The sequence below is a fragment of the Mesorhizobium sp. INR15 genome (assembly GCF_015500075.1).
Classification (GTDB): domain Bacteria; phylum Pseudomonadota; class Alphaproteobacteria; order Rhizobiales; family Rhizobiaceae; genus Mesorhizobium.
In genome coordinates this window covers 2,057,864-2,083,579 of the sequence record NZ_CP045496.1, presented here as the reverse complement: position 1 = coordinate 2,083,579, position 25,716 = coordinate 2,057,864, and the positions used below count along the sequence as shown (strand labels likewise).

Annotated in this window: 29 protein-coding genes and 1 tRNA gene; 17 read left to right on the top strand and 13 right to left on the bottom strand. The window is 62.6% G+C overall.

All coding sequences use genetic code 11. The features are described from left to right. Positions 1-57 precede the first annotated feature (57 nt). Both upp and GA829_RS10115 read left to right on the top strand, forming a co-directional pair. Entirely contained in the window at positions 58-687 is a 630-nt protein-coding gene (upp, locus tag GA829_RS10120) for a uracil phosphoribosyltransferase (protein WP_195178355.1), read from the top strand. Positions 688-788: 101 nt separating this feature from the next. Continuing rightward, positions 789-1,352: a TIGR02281 family clan AA aspartic protease gene (locus GA829_RS10115; RefSeq protein WP_195178354.1), complete on the top strand. Its 564-nt coding sequence runs from the start codon at positions 789-791 to the stop codon at positions 1,350-1,352. Between the two features lie 26 nt (positions 1,353-1,378). Here the strand turns inward: GA829_RS10115 and deoA are convergent, their stop codons facing one another. From deoA to GA829_RS10085, 6 genes are read right to left on the bottom strand one after another with little or no spacing between them, the layout of a single operon-like run. Beyond that, positions 1,379-2,698, bottom strand: coding sequence for a thymidine phosphorylase (gene deoA, locus GA829_RS10110; protein ID WP_195178353.1), 1,320 nt, complete (start codon positions 2,696-2,698; stop codon positions 1,379-1,381). After that, complete coding sequence (locus tag GA829_RS10105; protein ID WP_195178352.1) at positions 2,698-3,519, bottom strand: purine-nucleoside phosphorylase; 822 nt, start codon at positions 3,517-3,519, stop codon at positions 2,698-2,700. The genes deoA and GA829_RS10105 overlap by 1 nt, the downstream gene beginning before the upstream one ends. Positions 3,520-3,532: 13 nt before the next feature. Next, complete coding sequence (gene cdd / locus GA829_RS10100) at positions 3,533-3,925, bottom strand: cytidine deaminase (RefSeq protein WP_195178351.1); 393 nt, start codon at positions 3,923-3,925, stop codon at positions 3,533-3,535. 40 nt (positions 3,926-3,965) lie between these two features. After that, positions 3,966-5,036, bottom strand: coding sequence for an ABC transporter permease (locus tag GA829_RS10095; RefSeq protein ID WP_195178350.1), 1,071 nt, complete (start codon positions 5,034-5,036; stop codon positions 3,966-3,968). 1 nt (position 5,037) lies between these two features. After that, a complete protein-coding gene (locus tag GA829_RS10090; RefSeq protein WP_195178349.1) occupies positions 5,038-6,177 on the bottom strand; it encodes an ABC transporter permease in 1,140 nt (379 codons plus the stop codon). Further along, entirely contained in the window at positions 6,174-7,706 is a 1,533-nt protein-coding gene (locus GA829_RS10085) for an ABC transporter ATP-binding protein (protein ID WP_195178348.1), read from the bottom strand. Before GA829_RS10085 ends, GA829_RS10090 begins: the two co-directional genes overlap by 4 nt. A gap of 212 nt (positions 7,707-7,918) precedes the next feature. Between GA829_RS10085 and GA829_RS10080 the strand changes: the two genes are divergently transcribed. Beyond that, complete coding sequence (locus GA829_RS10080) at positions 7,919-8,128, top strand: SlyX family protein (RefSeq protein WP_374940394.1); 210 nt, start codon at positions 7,919-7,921, stop codon at positions 8,126-8,128. A gap of 16 nt (positions 8,129-8,144) precedes the next feature. After that, the gene (locus GA829_RS10075) at positions 8,145-8,531 is read left to right on the top strand and encodes a hypothetical protein (RefSeq protein ID WP_195178347.1); all 387 of its coding nucleotides are present in this window, start codon (positions 8,145-8,147) and stop codon (positions 8,529-8,531) included. Here GA829_RS10075 and GA829_RS10070 read toward each other — a convergent pair. The 5 genes from GA829_RS10070 to GA829_RS10050 form a co-directional block, all read right to left on the bottom strand. Beyond that, positions 8,526-8,987 (bottom strand): GNAT family N-acetyltransferase, encoded by a 462-nt coding sequence (locus tag GA829_RS10070; protein ID WP_195178346.1) that lies wholly within the window; start codon positions 8,985-8,987, stop codon positions 8,526-8,528. The two genes, GA829_RS10075 and GA829_RS10070, sit on opposite strands and share 6 nt — an antisense overlap. A 114-nt stretch (positions 8,988-9,101) precedes the next feature. After that, positions 9,102-10,091, bottom strand: a complete 990-nt coding sequence (locus GA829_RS10065; RefSeq protein WP_195178345.1) for a BMP family lipoprotein — start codon at positions 10,089-10,091, stop codon at positions 9,102-9,104. 212 nt (positions 10,092-10,303) lie between these two features. Further along, positions 10,304-10,969 (bottom strand): peptide-methionine (S)-S-oxide reductase MsrA, encoded by a 666-nt coding sequence (gene msrA / locus GA829_RS10060; protein WP_195178344.1) that lies wholly within the window; start codon positions 10,967-10,969, stop codon positions 10,304-10,306. A 45-nt stretch (positions 10,970-11,014) separates the two neighbouring features. Further along, positions 11,015-11,338, bottom strand: a complete 324-nt coding sequence (locus tag GA829_RS10055; RefSeq protein WP_195178343.1) for a hypothetical protein — start codon at positions 11,336-11,338, stop codon at positions 11,015-11,017. Positions 11,339-11,482: 144 nt separating this feature from the next. Then, positions 11,483-12,295, bottom strand: a complete 813-nt coding sequence (locus GA829_RS10050; RefSeq protein ID WP_258052248.1) for a hypothetical protein — start codon at positions 12,293-12,295, stop codon at positions 11,483-11,485. Between the two features lie 277 nt (positions 12,296-12,572). Here GA829_RS10050 and GA829_RS10045 point away from each other — a divergent pair. The 4 genes from GA829_RS10045 (at position 12,573) to GA829_RS10030 (ending at position 14,675) form a co-directional block, all read left to right on the top strand. Beyond that, positions 12,573-12,662: transfer RNA gene (locus tag GA829_RS10045), tRNA-Ser, on the top strand. Between the two features lie 74 nt (positions 12,663-12,736). Then, positions 12,737-13,696, top strand: a complete 960-nt coding sequence (locus tag GA829_RS10040) for a class I SAM-dependent methyltransferase (protein ID WP_195178342.1) — start codon at positions 12,737-12,739, stop codon at positions 13,694-13,696. A gap of 207 nt (positions 13,697-13,903) precedes the next feature. Continuing rightward, positions 13,904-14,230: a hypothetical protein gene (locus tag GA829_RS10035; RefSeq protein WP_195178341.1), complete on the top strand. Its 327-nt coding sequence runs from the start codon at positions 13,904-13,906 to the stop codon at positions 14,228-14,230. Positions 14,231-14,372: 142 nt separating this feature from the next. Further along, positions 14,373-14,675: a DUF982 domain-containing protein gene (locus GA829_RS10030; RefSeq protein ID WP_195178340.1), complete on the top strand. Its 303-nt coding sequence runs from the start codon at positions 14,373-14,375 to the stop codon at positions 14,673-14,675. 110 nt (positions 14,676-14,785) lie between these two features. Here the strand turns inward: GA829_RS10030 and GA829_RS10025 are convergent, their stop codons facing one another. After that, entirely contained in the window at positions 14,786-15,283 is a 498-nt protein-coding gene (locus tag GA829_RS10025; protein WP_195178339.1) for a YciE/YciF ferroxidase family protein, read from the bottom strand. Positions 15,284-15,651: 368 nt separating this feature from the next. Between GA829_RS10025 and GA829_RS10020 the strand changes: the two genes are divergently transcribed. The 7 genes from GA829_RS10020 to GA829_RS09990 are packed head-to-tail and all read left to right on the top strand — an operon-like array spanning position 15,652 to position 23,824. Continuing rightward, positions 15,652-15,741 (top strand): K(+)-transporting ATPase subunit F, encoded by a 90-nt coding sequence (locus tag GA829_RS10020; protein ID WP_032808122.1) that lies wholly within the window; start codon positions 15,652-15,654, stop codon positions 15,739-15,741. 20 nt (positions 15,742-15,761) lie between these two features. Beyond that, a complete protein-coding gene (kdpA, locus tag GA829_RS10015; protein WP_195178338.1) occupies positions 15,762-17,465 on the top strand; it encodes a potassium-transporting ATPase subunit KdpA in 1,704 nt (567 codons plus the stop codon). Between the two features lie 26 nt (positions 17,466-17,491). Further along, the gene (locus GA829_RS10010; RefSeq protein ID WP_258052247.1) at positions 17,492-17,689 is read left to right on the top strand and encodes a hypothetical protein; all 198 of its coding nucleotides are present in this window, start codon (positions 17,492-17,494) and stop codon (positions 17,687-17,689) included. Next, the gene (kdpB, locus tag GA829_RS10005) at positions 17,686-19,779 is read left to right on the top strand and encodes a potassium-transporting ATPase subunit KdpB (RefSeq protein WP_195178336.1); all 2,094 of its coding nucleotides are present in this window, start codon (positions 17,686-17,688) and stop codon (positions 19,777-19,779) included. The genes GA829_RS10010 and kdpB overlap by 4 nt, the downstream gene beginning before the upstream one ends. Before the next feature lie 12 nt (positions 19,780-19,791). Then, positions 19,792-20,361, top strand: coding sequence for a potassium-transporting ATPase subunit KdpC (gene kdpC / locus GA829_RS10000; protein ID WP_195178335.1), 570 nt, complete (start codon positions 19,792-19,794; stop codon positions 20,359-20,361). Between the two features lie 53 nt (positions 20,362-20,414). Next, positions 20,415-23,135, top strand: coding sequence for a sensor histidine kinase (locus tag GA829_RS09995; protein WP_195178334.1), 2,721 nt, complete (start codon positions 20,415-20,417; stop codon positions 23,133-23,135). After that, positions 23,132-23,824, top strand: a complete 693-nt coding sequence (locus GA829_RS09990) for a response regulator transcription factor (RefSeq protein WP_195178333.1) — start codon at positions 23,132-23,134, stop codon at positions 23,822-23,824. The genes GA829_RS09995 and GA829_RS09990 overlap by 4 nt, the downstream gene beginning before the upstream one ends. Before the next feature lie 69 nt (positions 23,825-23,893). Here GA829_RS09990 and GA829_RS09985 read toward each other — a convergent pair whose 3' ends face one another. After that, positions 23,894-24,472, bottom strand: a complete 579-nt coding sequence (locus GA829_RS09985) for an invasion associated locus B family protein (protein WP_195178332.1) — start codon at positions 24,470-24,472, stop codon at positions 23,894-23,896. A 261-nt stretch (positions 24,473-24,733) separates the two neighbouring features. On the opposite strand from GA829_RS09985, the gene GA829_RS09980 reads away from it, so the two are divergent. Then, positions 24,734-25,039 (top strand): hypothetical protein, encoded by a 306-nt coding sequence (locus GA829_RS09980; RefSeq protein WP_195178331.1) that lies wholly within the window; start codon positions 24,734-24,736, stop codon positions 25,037-25,039. Positions 25,040-25,165: 126 nt separating this feature from the next. Continuing rightward, positions 25,166-25,642, top strand: coding sequence for an NUDIX hydrolase (locus GA829_RS09975; protein ID WP_195178330.1), 477 nt, complete (start codon positions 25,166-25,168; stop codon positions 25,640-25,642). Positions 25,643-25,716 lie beyond the last annotated feature (74 nt).

The window sequence follows — 25,716 nt, the reverse complement described above, 5'->3', positions numbered from 1 at the left end:
CTTGCGGGACGCATTGCCGATAGGGTCGTTCCAACAGCTGGAATTCAGGAGAACACCATGAAGGGTGTCACCGTCGTCGACCATCCGCTTGTCCAGCACAAGCTGACCATCATGCGCAAGAAGGAAACATCGACCGCCGGTTTCCGGCGGCTGCTGCGCGAAATCTCGTTGCTGCTCGGCTACGAGGTCACCCGCAACCTCGAACTGACGACGACCACAATCGAGACGCCGATGGAGACGATGGAAGCGCCGACACTGGAAGGCAAGAAGCTTGTCTTCGCCTCGGTGCTGCGCGCCGGCAATGGCTTGCTCGAAGGCCTGCTCGACCTCGTGCCGGCGGCGCGCGTCGCCCATGTCGGCCTCTACCGCGACCACGAGACACTCGAAGCGGTCGAATATTTCTTCAAGGCGCCGAGCGACCTTGGCGACCGGCTGGTGATCGTTGTCGATCCGATGCTGGCCACCGCCAATTCGGCGATCGCGGCGATCGATAAGTTGAAGGAACGCGGCGCCACCAACATCCGCTTTCTCTGCCTGCTGGCCGCACCGGAAGGCATCGAGCGCTTTACCACGGCGCATCCTGACGTTCCGGTCTTCACCGCCTCCATCGACCGCCAGCTCAACGAAAAGGGCTACATCATGCCAGGGCTCGGCGATGCCGGTGACCGGATGTACGGCACCAAGTAGCCGCGTTTACCAATCGTTTACGAAAACGCACGGTTTCGGCTGGCGTTAAAGCGGCAAACACCATCCCGGGATTAAGGATCGGCTCCCACAAAGGCCGATCCATGCTGCAAAAGCTTCTCATCCTTGGCGCGTTTGCCGGAATATCGGCATCGATCCCGATCATCTTTCAGACAAACCCGCAGGCCTTCGACGGCCTGCTGAAATCGGCGGTACCCGCCAAGCCGGCGGACGAAGCGCAACCGGACGTGAACCTGGTCTCGGTGCCCAACAAGCCGACGACGCCGCAACTGCTTGGCCGCAAGGTTGTCGTCAATGCCGATGCGCGTGGCCATTTCTCATCGACGTTCAAGCTCAACGGCCGACAGGTCGATGGCATGATCGACACCGGCGCGACGCTCGTCGCCGTCAACACCTCGACGGCGCGCAGGATTGGCCTGTCGCTGAACGCGTCCGATTTCAACCGCGAGGTCAACACCGCCAATGGCTCCATCAAGGCGGCCGTGGTGATGATCGACCGCTTGCAGATCGGCAGCATCACCATCAACGACGTGCAGGCCATCGTGCTCGACGACAGGGCGCTGCAAACCAATCTGATCGGCATGAGCTTCCTCAACCGGCTCGACAAATATCAGGCCGAGAACGGCGCGCTGCTGCTCGTTCAGTAGACCGAAAACCGGAAACTTTTCTGACTTCAGCCGCGCGGCAGAATGCGCCGGATGACGCTCTTGTCGGCTACAGGCTTCGAAACGCCGACCGTATAGGCCGAACGCACGGCCGTTGCCGCGGCTTCGGCATCCGCGGCGGAACGGGCATGGATCAGCGCCAGTGCCTCGCCGTCTCGAACCTCCGCGCCGATCGGCAAAAGTCTGGTGATGCCGACCGCCGGATCGACCTTGTCATCCGGCCTTGTGCGGCCACCGCCAAGCCCGACCACGGCCAGGCCGATATCCCGCGTGGCAATGCCGGTGACGAAGCCGTTTCCGCTCGCCCTCGCAACGAATTCCGTCGGCGCCGCAGGCAGATATTTCTCCGGCCTCTCGATGAAATCGGCAGGGCCGCCCAGCACCGCCACCATGCGCGCGAAGGTGGCGGCGGCACGGCCGCTGGCCAGCGTTTCGGTGGCGCGCCGCATGCCGTCCTGATTGGACGACACCAGCCCGGCCGATTGCAGCATTTCGGCGGCCAGGGCCAGCGTCACTTCCTCCAGCCTGCGGTCGCGAAGCCGGCCGGTGAGGAAATCCACGGCGTTGCGCACCTCGACCGCATTGCCGGCGGCGGACGCCAGTGGTTCATTCATGCCGGTGATCAGCGCCGAGGCCTTCAGCCCGGCGCCGTTGGCGACCTCGACAAGGCTGTTGGCCAGCGCGGTCGCGTCGCGCGATTTCTCCATGAAGGCGCCATTGCCGACCTTGACGTCGAGCACCAGCGACTGCAGGCTGGCCGCGAGTTTCTTCGACAGGATCGAGGCGGTGATCAGCGGCACCGATTCGACCGTGCCCGTCACATCCCGGATCGCATAGAGCCGGCGGTCGGCTGGCGCCAGATCGGCGGTCTGGCCGATGATGGCACAGCCCGTTTCCAGCACCGCCTTGCGGAAGAGCGCGATGTCGGGTTGGCTGACATAACCGGGGATGGCATCCATCTTGTCCAGCGTGCCGCCGGTGTGGCCAAGGCCACGGCCGGAAATCATCGGCACATAGGCGCCACAGGCAGCCACGATCGGCGCCAGCATCAGCGAGACATTGTCGCCCACGCCGCCTGTCGAATGCTTGTCGGTGACCGGTCCTGGCAGATCCGACCAGTCGAGCACGTCGCCGGAATCGCGCATGGCCATGGTGAGCGCCACGGCTTCATCGCGGCTCATGCCGTTGAAGAACACCGCCATGGCAAAGGCGCCGACCTGGCCGTCCGACACAGCGCCCGACGTCACGCCATCGACCAGCGCGGCGATCTCCTGCGCGGACAGCTTCTGGCCGTCGCGCTTGCGGCGGATGATTTCCTGCGGAAGCATCAGGCGGAACCTTCACTCTCCGGCAACCCGTCGCGGAACACACGCTGGAGGATCGTCGCCAGCCGTGCCCCGCCGACCGGCGCCATGTCCTTGGTTTCCTGATGCGATAGCTCCGCGCCAGTCATTCCGGCGGCAAGGTTGGTAACCACCGAGCAGGCAGCGACGCGCAGCCCAAGGAAGCGGGCAAGAATGACCTCCGGCACGGTCGACATGCCGACGGCGTTCGCGCCCATGACGCGCGCCATGCGGATTTCGGCCGGTGTTTCGAAGCACGGCCCCGAGAACCACATGTAGACGCCCTTGTGCAGCCTGGTGCCGGTTGCCTTGGCCGCCCGCTCGATCGCCTTGCGGATGCCAGCGTCATAGGCTTCGGTCAGGCCGACGAAGCGGCGGTCGCTCGGCTCTCCGATCAGCGGATTGGTGCCCGAGAAATTGATGTGATCGGTGATCAGCATCACCGACCCCGGCGCCATCTCCGGATCGACCGAACCGGCGGCATTGGTGAGGATCAGTTTCGTGATGCCGATGCCGGCCAGCACTTCCAGCACCGGCCGCATGGCGGCGGCGTTGCCGTGCTCGTAATAATGGGCGCGGCCCGACAGCATCAACACCGGCGTACCGGCAAACAGCCCCGCCACCACCTCGCCGGCGTGGCCGGTGACGCCGCTTCTGGGAAAGCCCGGCAGGTCGGCATAGGGAATGCGGACCGGGTTCTCAATCTGATCGACCAGCCCGCCCAGGCCCGAACCCAGCACCAGTGCCGTGGCCGGCGCCAGCCCGTCCAGCTTTTCGACGAGATGATCGAGGGCCTTTTCCGTCATTTCAGCCAGCTCTTCATTTCAAGATATCGCCACGGAAGCCGTAGGGCAGCATGTCGCCCATGGTCACGGTTTCAGCCACGCCGCTGTTGTCGCAGAGATAGAGTTTTGTGTCGGGCTGGCAGAATTCGGCCAGCCGTTGCCGGCAGCCGCCGCAAGGCGAGCATTTCGCCATGCGTTCGGCGATGACGGCAATCTCTGTGATCCTGCCGCCGCCGCCCATGATGTAATGGCCAAGCGCCGTGGTTTCGGCGCACCAGCCTTCCGGATAGGACGCAACCTCGATGTTGGCGCCGGTAAAGACGCGCCCATCCTCGGTGCGTAGCGCGGCACCCACCGGAAACTTGGAATAGGGTGCGTAGGCCTTGGCCATGGCAGCCTGGGCCGCTTCGAACAGATCATGCGACATCTAGGTGTTCTCTCCGATGATCATGTCCAAAAGCCGGCGCTCAGCGTTCCTTGACATAGGGCACGCCGCCGGCGCGCGGCGGGATCGCCTTGCCGATGAAGCCGGCGAGCAGGATGACGGTGAGAATGTAGGGCAGCGCCTGCATGAACTGCGCCGGCACCTTGCCGATGATCGGCAGCGGCGAGCCTTGCAGGCGGATCGACAGCGCGTCGAGGAAGCCGAACAGCAGGCAGGCGAACATGGCGTTGACCGGCTTCCATTTGGCGAAGATCAGCGCCGCCAGCGCGATATAGCCCTTGCCGGCGGTCATGTCCTTCACGAAGCCGCCATTTTGCGCCATCGACAGATAGGCGCCGGCGACACCGGTGAGGATGCCCGTACAGATCAGCGCCCGGTAGCGCAGCCACGCGACGGAAATGCCGGCGGTATCGACCGCCGCCGGATTCTCGCCGACCGCGCGAAGGCGCAAGCCGAAGCGGGTGCGAAACAGCACCCACCAGGTGAACGGCACCATCAGGAAAGCGAGATAGACGAGGATCGAGTGGCCGAGGATCAGCTCGTTGAAAACCGGGCCGACGCCGGGGATGTTTCCAATCGCGTTGGCGATCAGAGCCGGCACATACAAAATCAGCCCGCGTATCGATATCAGGACATCCGCCAGGCTGTCGGTGCCAAAATGATAGTTGGCCAGGAAATCCGATACGGTCGCCGGGGTTATCGGCGCGAAGCGCTCACCCTCCCCCAGCGCGGGCGTGCGCCCACCTTGCTGGAACCAGGCCTGGCCAAGGATGATGGTTGACCCCGCCGCGATGAAATTGATCGCCACACCGGAAACGATCTGGTTGCCGCGATGGGTGATCGAGGCAAAGCCGTGCACCATGGCGAAAGCGACAGAAACCACGATGGCCATGCCGAGGCCGAGAAAGGCCGAATGGAAGACGGCGGCCGCCGCGGCACCGGCAAAGGCGCCGACCAGCATCTTGCCTTCAAGCCCGATGTCGAAGATGCCGGCGCGTTCCGAATAGAGGCCAGCGAGGCAGGCAAGCAGCAGAGGCACGGACAGGCGGATGGTCGAGTCCAGCGTCTGAATGATGGCGTTGAAAATATCCATCTCAGGCACCCTTCCCTTTGACGGCTTCCATGCCGACCGCGCGCGGACTGAAGGAGGCAAACAGCGACTGGATATAGGGCCGAAACATGTGTTCGAGCGCACCGGCGAACAGGATGACCAGGCCCTGAATGATGACGATCATGTCGCGGCTGATGGCCGGCATCTCGAAGGCGAGTTCGGCGCCACCCTGGTAGAGCATGCCGAACAGGATCGCCGCCAGCACGATGCCGACAGGATGCAGGCGGCCCATCAGCGCCACCGCGATGCCGACGAACCCGGCGCCCGAGACGAAATCGATCGCCACATTGTGCTGGTCGCCCATGGTCGGGTTGAGTGTCATCATGCCGGCCAGCGCGCCCGAAATCATCATCGCGACGATGATGATGCGGGTTTCGGAAATCCCGGCATAGCGCGCCGCTTTCGGGCTGTGGCCATAGGTGCGCATTTCATAGCCAAGCTTGGTGCGCCAGATCAGCAGCCAGACCAGGTAGGCCATGAGCAGTGCCAGCAGGAAGCAGATATTGAACGGTGCCGAGCGGATCTTGGCGCCGAACAGCTCGATCATCCAATTGAGCTTCGGCAACTCCCCCCCCGCGAAGAAGTTGCGCGTCTGCGGCGCCTGGGACGCGGCGGGTTTCAGCGGCCCCACCAGGAGGTAGACCATCACCGAAGCGGAGATGAAGTTGAACATGATGGTGGTGATGACGATGTGCGAACCGCGCTTGGCCTGCAGATAGGCCGGGATGAGCGCCCAGAGCGCGCCGACAACCGCAGACGCGACGATCGCCAGCGGAAAGGTCAGCCACCACGGCAACACGCTGTCGAAGGTGAGGCAGACCACGGCGACCCCGAGGCCGGCAATATAGGCCTGCCCTTCGGTGCCGATATTGAACAGGCCGCAATGCGCCGCGACCGCGACCGACAGGCCGGTGAAGATGAAGGTGGTGGCATAGAAGAGCGTAAAGGCGATGCCTGTTCCCTTGCCGAAAGCGCCCTCGACCAGGATGACGGCGGCCCGGAATGGGTTCTCGCCGACCAGCATGACGACGAAGCCGGCGACGACGAAGGCGACGAACAGGTTGATCAGCGGGATCAGCCCGTAATCGGCCCAGGCTGGCAGCTTGGCGTATGGCGTGCTCATTGCGCTGCCTCCTGGTGTTCGACACCGGCCATCAGCAGGCCAAGCTCGCCTTCGGTCGCGTCGCTGCCGCGCTCGCCGACGATGCGGCCGGCAAACATCACCAGAATGCGGTCGGAGAGCGAGCGGATCTCGTCGAGTTCGACCGAGACCACCAGCACCGCCTTGCCCTGGTCGCGCATGGCAATAAGCCGCTTGTGGATGAATTCGATGGCGCCGACATCGACGCCGCGCGTCGGCTGGCCGACGATCAGCACGCCGGGATCCTGTTCCATCTCGCGCGCCAGCACGATCTTCTGCTGGTTGCCGCCGGAGAAATTGGCGGTCTTCAGGCGCGGATTGCCGGGACGTATGTCGTATTTCTCAATCTTGTCCTTCGCATCGGCCATGATGGCGTCGATGTTGAGGAACGGCCCTTTCAGGTAGCGCGGGTCATCGTGATAGCCGAGAATCGAATTCTCGTTCTCCTCGAAGGCCAGCACCAGCCCGACATGATGGCGGTCTTCCGGCACATGGGCGAGGCCCCGGTCGCGCAACTCACCGGGATCGGCGGCACCGGTCAGATCGATCGGCTTGCCGTCGAGCATGACCGAGCCCGAGACGGCCCGCCTGATGCCGGAGATCGCTTCCAGCAGTTCCGACTGCCCGTTGCCGGCAACGCCGGCGATGCCGACGATCTCGCCGGCACGGATATCGAAGGAGATGTCGTCGACCATGGTGACGCCGCGCGAATCCTTCACCGTCAGGTTCTTGACCGCGAGCTTGACGCCACCGGCCGCCGCCTCGCCCTTCTCGACCCTGAGCAGCACGCGCCGCCCGACCATCAGCTCGGCCAGTTCCTCGACCGTGGTCTTGGCGGTTTCGCGCGTCGCCACCATCGTGCCCTGGCGCATGACCGAAACCGTGTCGGTGATCGCCATGATCTCGCGCAATTTGTGCGTGATCAGCACCACCGTCTTGCCCTGCTCCTTCAGCTGCTTGAGGATGCGGAACAGGTGGTCGGCCTCGGCCGGTGTGAGCACGCCCGTCGGTTCGTCGAGGATCAGGATCTCGGCGCCGCGATAGAGCGCCTTGAGGATTTCGACGCGCTGCTGCAGGCCAACCGGCAACTCCTCGATGATCGCATCGGGATCGACTTCCAGGCCATATTCGCGTTCGAGACGTTCGAGCTCGGACCGCGCCTTGGCGATGCTCTTCTTCAGCAGCGCATCGCTTTCGGCGCCGAGAATGATGTTTTCCAGCACCGAGAAATTGTCGACCAGCATGAAATGCTGATGCACCATGCCGATGCCGAGCGCGATCGCGTCGTTGGGCGTCTTGATCGACGCCGGCTTGCCGCCGACACGAATCTCGCCGCTATCGGCCTGGTAGAAACCATAAAGGATCGACATCAGCGTCGATTTGCCGGCGCCGTTCTCGCCGACAATGCCGTGGATGGTGCCGCGCGCGATCTCCAGGTTGATGTCGCGGTTGGCGCGCACGGCGCCAAAACTTTTGTTGATGCCGATCAGCTCGATTGCGGCTTGCGCCATGCAGCCTGTCCCACTCTTATTTTTTTATCACTTGGTCAAAACGCCTAGCATGACGCTCCGCCCATGCCAATTGGCCGTAGCAATGCCACTCTCGACAAATCCCTGCATGCTTGTCAATTTCCAACGTGGCCGGCGCCCTCACATTCGCTAATATGGCGAAGCCTGGGCCTGACAAGGCGCAAGGCATTGCGATGCAAGACTGGGGATTTTGAATGATCATGCCTGCCGACCGGCTGACGACGCTGGAAATCCGCGCCGCCGAGCAGGAAAAGACCATTGAGGAACTGTCCGGCCAGATCGCCGAGCAGTGGAAGGTGATCGAGCGCATGCAGCGCAAGCTTGACGCATTGACCGACCGTTTTCTGGCGCTGGAAGAGCAGGCCGCGCCAGAGATACCGGTGACCAAACCGCCGCACTGGTAGCAATGGAGGGGATGCCATGGCCAGCGAAAGCGACCGCATGGCACGGGCCGGCGATTATGTGCTGGGACTGATGAATGACAGCGAGCGGGAGCGCGCCGAGCGGGACCTCGAAATCGATCCTGCCTTCCGCGATGCGGTGGTGCAACTCGCCGAGCGCATGCATGTCTTCGACAGAGCCCGGCCTGCGGACGAAAGGGACCGCTGGAACCAGATCACCGCGCGGATTGCCGAACTGCCGCAGATGCGCGCCTCAGGCCTGGACGACATCAAACCAGTGATCCGCGGCCTCGCCCGCCCACCATATGGCATGGGACTGCACGCGCTCGGCGGCCAGCGGGGATTTCTCGTCGCCGCCGGGCTGATTGCCGCTTTTGTCCTCGGCTATATCTCGGGAAGACTATAGCCCAGGCCGACGTGCCATCAGCATCATCGTTTCGCCGTCCTGCTCGACACTCTCAACCGCACCCCAGCCGAGCGCCGCGTAGAATTCACGCGCTTCCCATGTGTAGAGGTAGAGCATCTCGACACCGGCTGACGCGGCATGCGCCTCGACCGCCTTGACCAGCGCGGCACCGATCCCCTTGTGCCGATGGCCGGCATCGACGACAAGCCCGGCCAGCCACGGTGTCAATTCATGCGCCGGCTCCAGCTCATGGCGGACCAGCAGGCAGGTCCCAACCGGCACACCGCCGATACGGGCAACAAATGCGGCCTCGAAGCCATCGCCGAGGAGCAGCTTGCGAAGGTCGGCCGCATCGTCCTCAAGCGTCCTGCCGGTGCCTTCGAAAAACGCAGCCACCCGCATTCGCGCGACGGTTGTGACATCGCTTTCGACCATCGGCTCGATTGTCGGCGGCATCGCACTCTCAAACATCATCTCTCGGTGGTTGGTTCAGATCTTCCCGGTCTGAAAAAGCAAGACCGCCGGGCTAGCGCCCGGCGGTCCGCAGATCATGGCAACAGAGGCCGCCGATCAATAGGGGCAGGCGTTGTCAGCCGTATAGTCGTGCACCTTGATCGTGCCGGCGATGATGTCGGCCTTGGCCTTTTCGACAGCGGCCTTCATAGCGTCGGTCACCAGCGCCTTGTTGTTGTCGTCCATGGCGTAGTCGACGCCACCTTCCTTGAGGCCGAGATTCTCGAGGCCGCCCTTGAAGGTGCCGTTCTTGCCATCCATGAAGGCGGTGTAAACGGCAACGTCGACGCGCTTCATCATCGAGGTCAGCACCTTGCCGGGCTGCAGGCCATTCTGGTTGGAATCAACGCCAATGCCGAGTTTGCCCGCATCAGCCGCCGCCTGCAGAACGCCGACACCGGTGCCGCCGGCCGCTGCGTAAACGACGTCGGAGCCCTGGTCGATCTGCGTCTTGGCGATTTCGCCGCCCTTGGTCGGGTCGTTCCAGGCCGCCGGCGTGTCGCCGGTCATGTTCTGGATGACTTCCGTCGCACCGGCCGCCTTGGCGCCGCCGACATAGCCGCATTCGAATTTGCGGATCAGCGGGATGTCCATGCCGCCGATGAAGGAGACCTTCTTCGACTTCGATGCCATCGCCGCCATGATGCCGACGAGGTAGGAGCCTTCATTCTCCTTGAACACCAGCGAGCGGACATTGGGCAGGTCGACGGCATCGTCGATGATGGCGAAGTTGAGATCGGGATATTCGGCCGCGACTTTCTTCAGCGCATCTTCCCAGGCAAAGCCGGCCATGACGATCGGATTGTGACCGTCCTCGGCGAAGCGGCGAAGCGCCTGCTCGCGCTGCGAGGCGTTGGACACTTCGAACTCGACATAGGGCGTGCCGGTCTCGGTCTTGAACTTCTCGGCGCCGTGATAGGCGGCCTCGTTGAAGGACTTGTCGAACTTGCCGCCCAGGTCATAGAGGATGGCCGGCTGAACATCGGCGGCGAAAGCCGGAAGAACCATTGCAGTTGCGGCCAGGAGGCCGAGAACGATACGTTTCATGTGATCCACACCCTGTCGGTTATTTTTTCCGTTACGCACCGCCTGCCCGCCCGGTTCACCGGCAAGTAAGCGACGTCAGCCAGGAGTGTATTCCCCTCCCGCTCCTGGGCAATCTGGCATGCCCCGAAACAAAATTCACGCGGAATTTTGACCTTTTGGAAAAGCATGGCGCGGCTGCGCCCGGCAACGGTTCATTCGTTTCGCCAAAGCGCTCAGGCGGAGGTCGCGGCCGGAATGGCGCAGGCGACGCCGGTGCCCTTGAGGTTGCAGTAGCCATAGGGGTTCTTGGCCAGATACTGCTGATGATCGCCTTCGGCGAAATAGAATTCAGGCGCCGTTGCGATTTCGGTGGTGATCTTGCCCCGGCCGGCACCGCGCAACAACACCTCGTAAGCCTCAGCCGAGGCGGTCGCCGCCCGATATTGTGCGTCGTCCAGCGCATAGATCGCCGATCTATAGGTGGTGCCGACGTCATTGCCCTGGCGCATGCCTTGGGTCGGGTCGTGGCTTTCCCAGAACAGTTTCAAAAGCTCGGCGTAAGAGACGATCCTGGGGTCGTAGACGACGAGGACAACCTCGGTGTGGCCAGTGAGACCGGTACAGGTTTCCTGATAGGTCGGGTTGGGCGTGATGCCGCCGGCATAGCCGACGGCGGTGACCCAGACGCCCTCGGTCTGCCAGAACAGCCGCTCCGCCCCCCAGAAACAGCCAAGCCCGAACATCGCGGTATCCAGCCCTTGGGGATAAGGCCCCTTGAGCGGCCTTTTCAGGACGTGGTGCTTTGAAGTCGTCGCAATCGCCTTGGCGCGGCCCGGCAGCGCCTCGGAAGGCTTTGGCAGATTGAGCTTCTTGTTCAGCATGTCGCTGAGAAAAAACATGCGCGGTCTGCCTTTTCGGCTTGGGGGACAGTCAGCGGCAAGTCATCAGGTCGGCGCGAACTGCCCGGTGCGCGGCTGGCGCCGATAGCCCAGCGCGTAGAGCAGAAAGGCAAGCACCGCGAACACGGCAAAGCCGGGCTGGTTGAGCACCCAGGCGATGCCACCGTCCCACAGCAGCGGATTGACCTTGCCGCGAATGAAGGTTTCGAAAGCCGCCCGCGTGTCTGGCGAGACGGCCAGCCAGCTGGCGTTGAGCGGGGTCAGCACAAGCGCCGAAGCCGCCACCGTGCGTGTCGCGTCGAGCACCGCCATGATCACCGAGATCGACAGCGCGACCATGGCCGCGAGACGGAAGACGAAACGGATCATCAGACACCTTTCTCCCTCGCAGGCCCCTCCCGGGATTCTCCAGCAAGTGTTTCGGACCGAGAAATAGAATGGGCGCGTTGCATGCGCAATCGCGACACGCGAATTTGAATCCCGGATGCGAAATGAAGATCTCGCCGACACAGCCTAGCCGGCCGGTTTGCGCTTTCGCCGATGCACCCACCAGACAGCGAAAATGCCTCCGCCAATGGCGCCGACAATCAGTCCGCCAATCCCTATGAACAGGGCAAAGTACCCGCAGGCGCCCTCGAAACAGCTCATCTCTGTAGCATCCGCGATCACCGAGCCGGCGAAGAACCCGCCCACCGCGCCAATGACAGCACCAAGGATGGTGCCGAGCACGGCAGCGATGATCGAGACGAAGACCGGCGGTCGTTCGGTCTCAGCGCTGGCATAGACCGTTTCCGCGCCGGAGCCGCGGCGCAGCAGATAGATGCAGAGCACCCCGATGGCGATTTCCGCGGCGGTGATGACCAAACCCCGGCCCGAGAAAACGAAACCGGGGGTGGCCAGGAAATAAGCCTGCCGCGCCAGCAGCCACAGGATGGTGGCGACCTGCCAAATGGTGAACTGGCGCGGGAACCGCGCCGAGCGGCCAAAGGCGAGGCCGAGCAGGTAGAGCCCCCAAAGCAGCGTGATGATGTCGACGGCTAGGCCGCCATAGATGAGATAGAAGACGCTGTCGGGCAGGCCGTGGTCCGAAAACAACCGCCAGGACGAAACCAGGCCGTAGACCGACCACGCCATGACGAAGACAAGCCAGCCCGGCGGCACATAAGACAACCCGCTGTCCGGCCGTATCCCCGGCGGCGGGCCCGCCGGCTGTTCATGGGTCGATGTCATCCCGACGATGCCCCCCGCAAAGCCTGCTGGATCACTCGACAGGCGGCTAAGGACGAAGTCAAGCGGCACGGTCATTGCCGCCTGTACGGTGCACATTATTCGCGGCCGCCGCCACATGAAAACGAGCGCTCTGACGGCTCGGCAAAACGTTCAACACCGGCCAAAGCGAATAGAGTGCCGTTATGGCTTGGCATTCGCCGCCGGATCGACTAGATGAGCCCCCGCGCCTGTTGCTTTGACGGCTCAGGTGCGAAGGGAAGGCGTTTGCTGGTTGGCGACGCTCACGCTGCGGAAATCGCGCAGCGGAACCCTGAAGGGACTGCATTGTCCCCAACCCGCGCGGCGAAACCGGCCGATGCGAAAATGCAAGGACGGAGAGGTGGCCGAGTGGTTGAAGGCGCACGCCTGGAAAGTGTGTTTACGGGAGACCGTAACGCGGGTTCGAATCCCGCTCTCTCCGCCAGTCTTTTGTCCCGCATTGCGAAATCGCTCAGTAAGGCTCTTGCGGCCTCGGCTATAGTGCCGGGCGAGGTGTAAATGTTGCAAGAGCCTGAACGTTCAGCCGATCCCATCAGAGTGCACGAGGGCTACATTGCTCCTCTGTTTTCACTGCCTCTAAAGCTGCCCGCAACAGCATGGCACGGTCATATTCCTTTCCTTTTCGTCCTGTTTCGAAATCTGAAGCCTGCGCGTTACGTTGACCTCGGCGTCCACTGGGGGGCCAGCTTGATTGCCGCGGCAAGCGCTTCGCAAGCCTATGATCTGGAGACAGAATTGTGGGGCATCGACACCTGGGCGGGCGACATCCACACGCAGGCATACGAAGGCGACGAAATGTATGCCGATCTGCGATCATATCTGGATCGGAATTTTTCCGGCGTGCATTTGCTGCGCTCAACATTCGATCACGCCCGGGAAGGATTTGACGGCCGCCCGGTCGACTTGCTGCATATCGACGGCCTGCACACCTATGAAGCCGTCAAGCACGACTTTGATACCTGGTTGCCCGTCATGAGCGAGCGCGGAGTGGTGCTCTTTCACGACACGATGGAACGGGATCATGGCTTTGGTGTTTGGCGCCTCTGGGAAGAATTGAAGCACGAATTCCCCTCGTTGGAATTTGTCCATTCGCATGGCCTGGGTGTGCTGTTTGTTGGTGCAAAAAGCCTCGATGATCCGTTTTTGAAGCGCCTCGTCGAAGATCCGGCGCGGTTCGAATCCTATCGCGCCACGGTTTCTCGGATCGCCGGTCTATTGCCTTTTCGCTGCGCTCATCTCCATTTCGAAGCAGAGCTTCAGTCCTTCGTGGCGAACGGAGATGACCCCGAGGAAATCGTGCAGCGCTATAAGGCCCATATGGAACCGGCGGCCAAGCCATTGCTGTCACGGACCGGAGAGAGCCGGGGCCTTGCTGCCAGAGTTCGAAGATGGCTTAAGGGTCGATCCCGAGGAGCGACCAGACGCCCGGACGACCAGGGCGAACCACCAGGCAAATAATCAGCGTTTCGCTTTGAGCATCTTGCCGGCGGCGCGCGGGATACGGAACAACTGAAACCAAACCCCCATGTTTCGCTCTTGTCGATGCTGTTGTTCAGCGTCTTGCCTGTAAGTCCAGCCCCTTCACCACTTCGTGTGTGACAGCCGGTATCGCGGGACTCCCCCTATGCTATCGTCTTCCCACGTTTTCCTGAGGGGAGAAAACTCATGCCGGACGCAGGCCAAACCAAACCAGTATCATGGACGCCATTCCGGGTGATGGCCGCTCTGCTGATCCTGCCCTTTGTCTGGCGGCTTTGTATCCCCGGCGGTGAATATTCCAGCCGGGGCGTCATCTGGCTCGATATCCTCATCAATCTGGGGCTGCTGTTCGGTCTCTATGGTGCTCGCAAGCAGCTCCAGCGCAACGCCTCAGGTGATGAGCGCTGGAAGATCGGCGCCCCCCTCTACTGGGCAGCGATGATCGCAGGTATCGGCGTGCTGTTGATCCGCGTCAGCAGCAGCCATGGCTGGTGGACAGGACATCTGACGTAGGGCGTCCGTTGCCCTGGCTTCAGCTCGAAAACTGTCCGCGTCCCATCTGGAACCTCCTGCCGTGTCGCGCGTTTGAAGGCGTCCCATTTGGACGCGCCCGGATATTTCTCCCGGCGCCGCGACAGATCAGGAGCCTCGCTTCATGCACGACAAGCTGTTTCATTCACCGGTCGCATTGACCGTCGGCCTTGGCTTCAAGCGCGAGATTGCCTCGCTCGCCGACATGCACGATTTCCTTACCGACTGGACGACCTCCCGTCGCGGGCCCCTCTACCAAAATGCCATCAAGGCATGCGACCTCGCCATCCCCGGCTATGTCACCACGGATCAGGCGCGCCAGGCGCTGGTCGAATTCGCCGAAGCCACCGGCATTCTCTGGCCCGATCTCGAACCCGTTGTCGGCGCGCGCGCCGTTGCCCGTGGCTATGGCGGCTACGCCGCCTGATGATTGATGACACCTCCCGTCGTGGTGGCTAGATCCCAAATAGCCATCACAGAAAGCCCGGCTTGGCCCTCCCAGCCGGGCTTTCGCTTTTCCGAGAAGGATTGATCCACCTATGCCGCTTCCGCGGCGATGTTCACCGCCGACTCCGCGATCTGCGTCAGGGCTTGGTCCGTCGCCTTTTCTTCCGTCAATGTCGTTTCGAGAAGTGTCACGGCCTCGTTCAAGCCGAGCTCTTCTGCCCAGGTCCTGAGCGTGCCGTAACGAGAGATCTCGTAGTGTTCCACCGCTTGCGCAGCCGCAAGAAGCCCGGCGTCAAGCGCAGGGGAACCCTTGTACTCCTTGATGATCTCGGCACCTTCCTCCGTAATGCCCATGATGGCCGCGCAGGTCTTGCCGACCGGCTTCTTGCCAAACACGCCGAAGACCTTTTCAAGCCTTGCGACGTGTACTTCGGTCTCGGTGCGGTGCTTTTCAAAGGCGGCCTTGAGGGTGGCGCTCTGAGCGGCCTTGGCCATTTTGGGCAGTGTCGCCAGGATCTTCTTTTCAGCGAAATAGATGTCTTTCAACGTGTCGTGAAAGAGGTCGTCGAGCATTTTCTGTTTTGCCATGGTCGTCTCCTTTGCTGTCCCTCGCACCGACAATTTCGTGTTGGCGGATTTGTTCCGCCCACAGGAGCAAGCCTCCGACCCAAAATCTTTATAAAATTCCTATTTCTTTCCTGCCCGTCCCGTCTCGAACCTTTATGGCGATCGGGTCCATATTCCGCCTGAGAAAACCACATCGGTGCCGTCGCTTGTGAAACAGCGGCGGACCGCCTTGCGGTATTGCGACCCTTTCGACCAAGGTCGTGAAATACAAAGCGGACACAAGGAACAAACAAAATGGACATCGTTGTTCTCGGGATAGGGGTTTTATTTTTTGCCCTGTCCTTCGCCTACATCAAAGCTTGCGACAGAATTTGAGCGAGGATCGGATCATGATTGTCGATTACATCCTCGGTGGTGGCGTGACCTTGTTCCTGCTCGCCTACCTGACATACGCCCTCGTTCGTCCTGAACGCTTCTGAAGGCACGGAAAGCCACAGCCATGACACTGAACGGTTGGATACAGATCCTCGTCTTTTGCGGGATCATCATTTTGCTGGTGAAGCCGCTCGGCGGTTACATGCACCGCGTCTTCAGCGGCGACCGCACGCTGCTGTCGCCCATCCTCGGCCCGCTCGAGCGCGGGCTTTATCGCATTTCCGGAACCAACGAACGCGAGGAACAGCACTGGACCACCTACGCCGCGGCCCTGCTGCTCTTCAATCTGGCCGGTTTCCTGGTTCTGTATTTCCTGCAGCGACTGCAGGGCAGCCTCCCCTACAATCCAGCCGGCATGACTGCTGTTGAGCCTGGATTGGCCTTCAACACCGCCGCCAGCTTCATGACCAACACCAACTGGCAGAACTACGGCGGCGAAAGCACGATGTCCTACCTCGTGCAGATGGCCGGCCTGACGGTGCAGAACTTCGTTTCCGCCGCCACCGGCATCGCCATCGCCATCGCCCTGATTCGTGGCTTCGCGCGCGCTTCCGGCAAGTCGATCGGCAATTTCTGGGTCGATATGACCCGCGCCACCTTCTATCTGCTGCTGCCGCTCTGCATCGTCTTGACCCTGGCCTATGTCTGGCTCGGCGTACCGCAGACGCTTGGCGCCTACATCAACGCCACAACGCTGGAAGGCGCACAGCAGACGCTGGCCATCGGCCCTGTCGCTTCGCAACTCGCCATCAAGATGCTGGGCACCAATGGCGGCGGTTTCTTCAACGCCAACTCCGCCCATCCGTTCGAAAACCCGGACGCCATCTCCAACCTGATCCAGATGGTGTCGATCTTCGCCATCGGCGCTGCCTTGACCAACGTCTTCGGCCGCATGGTCGGCAACCAGCGCCAGGGCTGGGCGATCCTCTCCGCCATGGGCGTCATGTTCATCGCCGGCGTCGTCGTCTGCTACTGGGCGGAAGCCGCCGGGAACCCGCTGGTCCACGCGCTGGGCATCAACGGCGGCAACATGGAGGGCAAGGAAACCCGATTCGGCATCGCCATGTCGGCCCTGTTCGCCGTCATCACCACGGCCGCGTCCTGCGGCGCCGTCAACGCCATGCATGGCTCCTTTACCGCGCTCGGCGGCATGATCCCGATCATCAACATGCAGCTCGGCGAGGTCATCGTCGGCGGTGTCGGCGCCGGTCTCTACGGCATCCTGATGTACATCGTCGTTGCCGTCTTCGTTGCCGGCCTGATGGTTGGCCGCACGCCCGAATATCTCGGCAAGAAGGTCGAGGCCAAGGAGATCAAGATGGCGATGCTCGCCATCCTGTGCCTGCCGCTGGCCATGCTGATCTTCACCGCCGTCGCGGTCGTGCTGCCGACCGGCGTGGCGTCGATGGGCAATGCCGGCCCGCACGGCTTCTCGGAGGTTCTCTATGCCTACACCTCCGCTGCCGCGAACAATGGTTCCGCCTTCGGCGGCCTCGGCGGCAACACGCCCTGGTTCAACATCACCATCGGCATCGGCATGTTGATGGGCCGCTTCCTGGTCATCATCCCGGCGCTGGCGCTAGCCGGTTCGCTGGTGGCGAAGAAGACGGTTCCGGCCTCCGCCGGAACCTTCCCGACCGATGGTCCGCTGTTTGTCGGACTGCTGGTCGGCGTCATCCTGATCGTCGGCGGTCTCACCTTCTTCCCGGCACTCGCCGTCGGCCCGATCATCGAGCATCTTGCGATGATCCACGGGCAGACATTCTGAGAACCGTCATGTCCTGGTTGAAAAACATGCACCGCAACGAACGGGACCCCGCCGATCGCGGAAAGGATGAGCGGCCTCCTCCTTTTCCGACCATGTCGACCTTTCTCGGCATTGCCGCCGCCATGATCGCTCTCTGGCTGCTTGCCTACGGGCTTCCGCATCTTCTTTCGGCATCCGATCGGTCGGTGCCGCCTAACAACACTGAAGCTGGATCTTCAAAATGAGCCACTCAAAATCAGCCAGTATCATGGATGCTCACATCCTCTGGCCAGCCATCGGCGGCGCCTTCCGCAAGCTTGATCCGCGCACCCTGGTCAGGAACCCAGTGATGTTCGTCGTCGCCGTCGTCTCGGCACTCACCACCGTGCTATTCGCCAAGGATCTCATCACTGGCGGTGGCGATCTCGGCTTCTCGCTGCAGATCATCATTTGGCTGTGGTTCACGGTGCTGTTCGCCAACTTCGCCGAGGCCGTCGCCGAAGGGCGTGGCAAGGCGCAGGCGGATTCGCTGCGCAAGGCGCGCACCGAAACCCAGGCCAAGCTTTTGATCGGCGAGGACCGGACAAAATTCAAGCTGGTGCCCGGCACCAGCCTGAAGGTCGGCGACGCCGTTCTGGTAGAAGCCGGCGACATCATCCCTTCGGACGGCGAAGTGATCGAAGGCGTCGCCTCGGTCAACGAGGCGGCGATCACAGGCGAATCCGCACCGGTCATACGTGAATCCGGCGGCGACCGCTCGGCGGTCACCGGCGGCACGCAGGTTCTGTCCGACTGGATCCGCGTGCGCATCACCGCCGCCTCCGGCCACACCTTCCTTGACCGCATGATCTCGCTGGTCGAGGGCGCCGAACGTCAGAAGACGCCGAACGAAATCGCGCTCAACATCCTACTTGTCGGCATGACGCTGATCTTCGTGCTGGCGACCGCGACGATCCCGAGCTTTGCTTCCTATTCTGGCGGCTACATCTCGGTGACCGTGCTTGTCGCCCTGTTCGTCACCTTGATCCCGACCACCATCGGTGCCCTGCTTTCGGCCATCGGCATCGCCGGCATGGACCGCCTGGTGCGCTTCAATGTGCTGGCCATGTCTGGCCGCGCCGTCGAAGCCGCCGGCGACGTCGACACGCTGCTGCTCGACAAGACCGGCACGATCACGCTCGGCAACCGGCAGGCGACGGAGTTTCGCCCGGTCAAGGGTGTCACCGAGCAGGAACTGGCCGACGCCGCACAGCTTGCCTCGCTGGCCGACGAAACGCCGGAAGGCCGCTCGATCGTCGTGCTGGCCAAGGAGAAATACGCCATCCGCGCCCGCGATATGGCCACCCTGCATGCGACCTTCGTGCCTTTCACCGCGCAGACCCGCATGAGCGGGGTCGACATCGACGGCTCCTCGGTGCGCAAGGGCGCGGTGGATTCGGTGCTTGCCCATGTCAGCCAGTCGACGGTCGCCGCCCACGCCACGCGGCCCGGCAGCGATGTCGTGCGCGATCTGCAGACCATCGCCGACGAGATCGCCAAATCAGGCGGCACGCCGCTGGCGGTTGAGCGTGACGGGCGCCTGCTGGGCGTCGTCCACCTCAAGGACATCATCAAGGGCGGCATCCGCGAGCGCTTCGCCGAGTTGCGCCGCATGGGCATCCGCACGGTGATGATCACCGGCGACAACCCGATGACGGCAGCGGCGATCGCCGCCGAAGCCGGCGTTGACGACTTCCTTGCCCAGGCAACGCCCGAGGACAAGCTGAAGCTCATCCGCGACGAGCAGGCCAAGGGCAAGCTTGTCGCCATGTGCGGCGACGGCACCAACGACGCGCCGGCCCTCGCCCAGGCCGATGTCGGCGTCGCAATGAACACGGGCACGGTGGCGGCGCGTGAGGCCGGCAACATGGTCGACCTCGACAGCGACCCGACCAAGCTGATCGAGATCGTCGAGATCGGCAAGGCGCTGCTGATGACGCGCGGCTCGCTGACCACCTTCTCCATCGCCAACGACGTGGCCAAGTATTTCGCCATAATCCCGGCGATGTTCGCTGCCTTCTACATCGCGCCGGGGCAGACCTCCGGCCCGCTGCAGGCGCTCAACGTCATGCATCTGGCGACGCCGCAAAGCGCCATCCTGTCGGCCATCATCTTCAACGCGCTGATCATCATCGCGCTCATCCCGTTGTCGCTGAAAGGCGTCAAATACCGGGCGGTCGGCGCCGGCGCGCTGCTCAGCCGCAACCTTCTCGTCTACGGCCTCGGCGGCATCATCGTGCCGTTCGTCGGCATCAAGGCAATCGACATGGCCATCACGGCCCTCGGCCTTGCATAAGGAATCACGTCCATGCTCAAGCAAATCAGACCCGCGATCATCATGATCGTCTTCTTCACCGTCCTCACCGGCCTCGTCTATCCCTTGGGGATGACCGGCATCGCCCAGGCGCTGTTCCCGCGCCAGGCCAATGGCAGCCTGATCGAAAAGGATGGCAAGGTCATAGGCTCGGACCTGATCGGGCAGGCCTTCGCCAGCGACCGCTATTTCCATGGCCGCCCCTCGGCTGCCGGCGACGGCTACAACGCCGCCTCCTCCGGTGGCTCAAACCTCGGCCCGACCAATCCGAAGCTGATCGACCGCATCAAGGGCGATGCCGAAAAGCTCAAGGTCGAAAACCCTGATGCCCCGGTGCCGATGGATCTCGTCACCACGTCAGGCAGCGGGCTCGATCCGCAGATCAGCCCCGAAGCCGCCTATTTCCAGGTCGCCCGGGTTGCCAAGGCCAGGGGCATCGAAGAGGTCAAGGTCAAGACACTGGTCGACGGCCATGTCGAGGACCGCGAATTCGGCTTCATGGGTGAGCCAACCGTCAATGTGCTGGCGCTCAACCTTGCGCTGGACGACGCCACGAAACAATGAACGATAGCGCCGGGGATCGACACGATCCCCGGCGCCGTTCAAATTGGATGCCGATGCCCGACGATCGAAGCAACGCTGAAAACAGGCCCTCTCCCGACGCGCTGCTCGACCATGCGGAGCGGGAAGCGCGCGGCCGGCTGCGGATATTTCTCGGCGCGGCACCTGGCGTCGGCAAGACCTACGAGATGCTGATGTCGGGCCGCGCCAGACTGGCTGGCGGCACCGACGTGGTGGTGGGTGTCGTCGAGACGCACGGCCGCAAGGAGACCCAGGCGCTGGTCGAGGGCTATGAGATCATCCCGCGCCGCCATGTCGACTACAAGGGCCGCGTCCTCGACGAGATGGATATCGATGCCATCCTGGCACGGCGGCCGGCGCTGGTTCTCGTCGACGAGCTAGCCCACACCAATGCGCCGGGCAGCCGCCACCCGAAGCGCTATCTCGATGTTCAGGAAATCCTGACGCACGGCATCGATGTCTACACCACGCTCAACATCCAGCATGTCGAAAGCCTGAACGACATCGTCGCCCAGATCACCCGGGTCCGTGTCCGCGAGACGGTTCCCGATTCCATTATCGACCAGGCAGACGACATCGAGATCATCGACCTGACGCCCGACGACCTGATCAAGCGGCTGGAGGAGGGCAAGGTCTATTTCCCCAACACCGCCCAGCGCGCCATCGAGAATTATTTCTCGCCCGGCAACCTGACCGCGCTCAGGGAACTGGCGCTGCGCCGCACCGCCCAGCGCGTCGACGACCAGTTGCTCAACCACATGCAGGCCCACGCCATATCAGGACCTTGGGCCGCCAGCGAACGGGTGCTGGTCTGGATCGACGAGGACCCGCGCGGTGCCTCGCTGGTGCGCTACGCCCGCCGGCAGGCCGAGCGGCTGCGCGCGCCATGGCTGGCCCTCTATGTCGAGACGCCGCGCTCGACCGGCCTCTCCGAGCAGGACCGCGACCGGCTGGCGGCGACACTGCGCCTCGCTGAACAACTGGGAGGCGAAGCGGTCACCATTCCGGGGCAGGATGTCGCGGTCGATATCGTGCGCTACGCCAAGGCCAACAATGTCACCCACATCATATCGGGCCGGCCGCGCAAGTCGCGCTGGCGCGAGTTTTTCGAAGGCTCCGTCGCGCATGAACTGATCCGCATCGCCGGTAACATCAGCGTGCATGTCGTTTCCGGCGACGAGCACAACCAGCCGCAAGTCTCGCGCTCCTTCACGCAGGCGGCCTCGGCGCGCTTCGACATCAAGCCTTACCTGATCGTCACCGCCTATGTCGGGGCCGCACTGCTGTTTGGCGAACTGCTGTCGCGCGTACTTGATGTCAGGAACATAGCGCTTGTCTTCCTCATGGGCGTGCTGGCATCGGCTGTGACAGTGGGCCTGTGGCCTGCGATCTTTGCTTCCATCATCAGCGCGCTCGCCTACAATTTCTTCTTTCTCGACCCGCTCTACACGCTCGACATCAGCGACCCGGAAAGCGCTGTCGCGCTCGGCTTTTTCTTCTGCGTGGCGGTCATCGCCAGCAACCTGACGGCGCGTGTGCAGCGTCAGGCAGTGGCGGCACGATCGCGCGCCCGCACCACGGAAGACCTCTATCTCTTCTCCAAGAAGCTGGCCGGCACGGGCACGCTCGACGATGTGCTGTGGGCCACGGCCTTTCAGATTGCCTCGATGCTGAAACTGCGCGTGGTGCTGCTTCTGCCTGAAAACGGCTCCATCGCGGTCCGGGCCGGATATCCGCCCGATGATACCCTGGCCGAAGCCGACATCGCCGCCGCGCGCTGGGCCTGGGAGCACAACCGCGCCGCCGGGCGTGGCGCCGACACGCTGCCTGGCGCAAAACGCCTCTACCTTCCCTTGAGAACCGGGCGCACGGCGATCGGCGTCATTGGCCTCGACAATGACAGGCAAGGTCCGTTGCTGACACCTGAACAGCAGCGCCTGCTCGATGCGCTGGCCGACCAGGCGGCGGTCGCCATCGAGCGCATCCAGCTTGTCGCGGACGTCGACCGGGCCAAGCTCGCGGCGGAAGCGGACCGGCTGCGTTCGGCGCTGCTGACCTCCATCTCCCATGATCTGAAAACGCCACTCGCCTCCATCATGGGGGCCGCCGGCACGCTGCGGGAATTCGCGCCCGCGCTTCCCGAGCAGGATCGGGTGGAATTGCTGTCGACCGTGCTCGACGAGGCCGAGCGGCTGAACCGCTTCATTGCCAACCTGCTCGACATGACCAAGATCGAATCCGGTGCGATGGAGCCGAACTTCGCCTTCCATTATGTCGGCGACATCGTCGGCTCCGCCTTGCACAGGGCGAGAAAGATCATGGCCGAGCACAAGAGCGAGGTGGATATCCCCGCGGATCTGCCGATGCTGCGGCTCGACCCTGTCCTGTTCGAGCAGGTGCTGTTCAACCTTCTCGACAATGCAGCGAAATACGCACCTCCCGCCTCTACGATCCGCCTGCAGGGCTGGACCGACAATGGTTCTGTCATTCTGCAGATCATGGATGAAGGACCTGGCATTCCGCCCGGCGATCTCGAACGCGTCTTTGACACTTTCTACCGCGTGCGCAAGGGTGATCAGGTCCGCGCCGGCACCGGGCTTGGCCTGTCGATCTGCCGTGGCTTCGTCGAGGCGATGGGCGGAACGATCACCGCGGCCAACCGGACCGACCGCTCCGGCGCTGCCTTCACCATCCGCCTGCCGGTGCCGGCTGAACTGCCCGATATGAGCGACCCCAGCATGGACGATCTGGCATGACCAACTCAAACGTCAGGATTTTGGTGGTCGATGACGAGCCGCCGATCCGCAAACTGCTGCGCGTCGGCCTTGGCAGCCAGGGCTACGCGATCAGCGAGGCACCCAATGCCAAGTCCGCGATCGAACTGGTTGGACAGGAAAAGCCGGATCTGATCCTGCTTGACCTTGGCCTGCCCGGCATGGGCGGCCATGACCTGTTGCGCAAATGGCGCGACGAGGGCCTCGACATTCCCGTGGTCATTCTGTCCAGCCGAACCGATGAGGCCGGCATCGTCGGCGCGCTGGAACTCGGCGCGGACGACTATGTCACCAAGCCGTTCGGCATGAACGAACTGATCGCGCGCATCCGCGTGGCGCTGCGCCACCGCTTCCAGCAGCAGGGTGAAAAGCCTGTCTTCCAGACCGGTGATCTCTCCGTCGATCTGGTCAAGCGCATCGTCAAGGTCGAGGGCAGGGAGATCAAGCTGTCGCCGAAGGAATACGACATCCTGCGCATCCTCGTGCAGTATGCCGGCAAAGTGCTGACCCATCATTTCCTGCTGAAACAGGTCTGGGGCGACACGACCGACGTGCAATATCTCAGGGTCTATGTCCGCCAACTCAGGCAGAAGATCGAGAAGACCCCTGACCAGCCACGCTACATCACCACCGAGACCGGCGTCGGCTATCGTCTGCGCGAGGTCGAGTGATGCGGATCACCGAAAGCGGAAAAGGCGCGCCATGCCTGACGCGCCTCCGGTATCTGACAGTCCGTCGATCTAATTCGCCAGAAGTTCCGCGGTCCGGGTCAGCGCACCGCTGAAGCCGTTCAATGGAATGGAAAAGTTTACCGCTTGCCCGGTATCCGCCGCGAAGGCATCGATCTTCAAGGTCGTGCCTGCCTTGAGCAAGGGCGTGACGGTCGCGTCGAACGTCACCGGCACCAGGCAGCCGACGACCTGACAGGTGTTGAACTGCAGGCTGCCATCGAGCTTCTGGTCATCGATCGTCAAGGTGATGCCCTTGGCCAGCGCCAAACCGAACGGCAACGCCAGGGTTCCCGTCGCGTCGTCGCCGGTCTTGCTCGACAGCTCGATCGCCAGCAGGCGCTGGTTGCTTTGCTTGTTGAACTGCTGATGCGAAAGGCTGCACGCCTTGGTCGTGCCGGTGATCTGGCAATTGACGGTCCAGTCGCCATGGGTTTCGGACAAGGCCGAAGCACCGCCCGGCAGTTGCGGTGCATCGGCGGCGGCAGCAGCCGGCACGACCTTGTCACCCTTGGTTTGCGCCGCCACGGCCGGCAAGCCGACGATGCAGGCCGCACCGACCATTGCCACGAAATACGCATACTTTCTCATAAGGTCCTCCCCTGCGACGCCACCCCTGACGGGCATTGCCGATGCCGGCCCGATAGAGCGGCGAATCGACAGCGCCCGTCAAGTACAATGCCGGTTTTCCGGGCTGATTCTCGGTGGCCGCGAAGAGAAAAACCGACCGATGGGGATTGCTACCGGGCAGCTGATGCTCCGGGTCCATCACGATTGGTGACGTGCCCATGGCGCAACCGGACAGACACCCTATATTCGGCTCGGGAATTCATTTCCTGCAGGAATAAGCTTATGTCGCCACTCCGCCCGTCAACCGTTTTCGTATCGGCAATTCTGGCCGCCGCCGTGCTGGCGGGCGCCAGCATTTCCGCCTCCGCGCAGGTCCAGATTCCCGGTACCGGCAACCGGTTGATCCAGCAGAACGACCTGCAGGCCCTGGAGAACAGGCTGCAGCGGCAGCAGTTCCAGGAGCAGCAACAGCAGTTCCGCGCCCAGGATCGCGTGATCGTGCAGCAGCCGCAGCCGGTCGTGCCGCAGTTCAAGCCGAGCTGCCAGACACAGGCAATCGGCACCACTGTTTTAAGCAATTGTCGCTGACAAGCCGGCGTTTTCCATTTATTTAGCCGACTTATGTACCTGAAGTGCCGAACGGCATCGTGGGCGTTTTGGGTTTTGCAACGGTGGCGCTTCGCGTTAAGGGGCATTACGTCGATTGGATTCGCTATGGCAGCAATCAAGAAAAAGGCCGTACGCAAGGCAAAGAAGGGGGAAAGGATCCGCCAGGTGGCGGCCATACCCTTTCGGCTGGGTGCCAAGGGCGATGTCGAGGTCATGCTGGTCACGTCACGAACCACCAGGCGCTTTATCGTCCCCAAAGGGTGGCCTATGAAGGGCAAGAGCGGGCGCAAGGCAGCCACCATCGAGGCGCAGGAAGAAGCCGGTGTGCTCGGCAAGACGCTGAAGGATCCGGCCGGCACCTATTCCTATTGGAAGCGGCTGGCCAATCGCTTCGTCCGCGTCGATGTGATCGTTTATCTGCTGGACGTGACGGAGGAATTGGCCAACTGGCAGGAAGCCAAAAGGCGGCAGCGGGCGTGGTTGACGCCGAGCGATGCGGCGATGCTCATCGATGAGCCGGACCTCTCGACGCTGGTGAGGACCTTGCATATTCCAAAGTCTTCGCCGGCTCCGCAGGTTTGAGCCGGCGCATACTTCCTGGGCGCAGCCGCCCTCTGAACACCACAGCGCAGCGATCTCCGGTAGACGGCTACCGA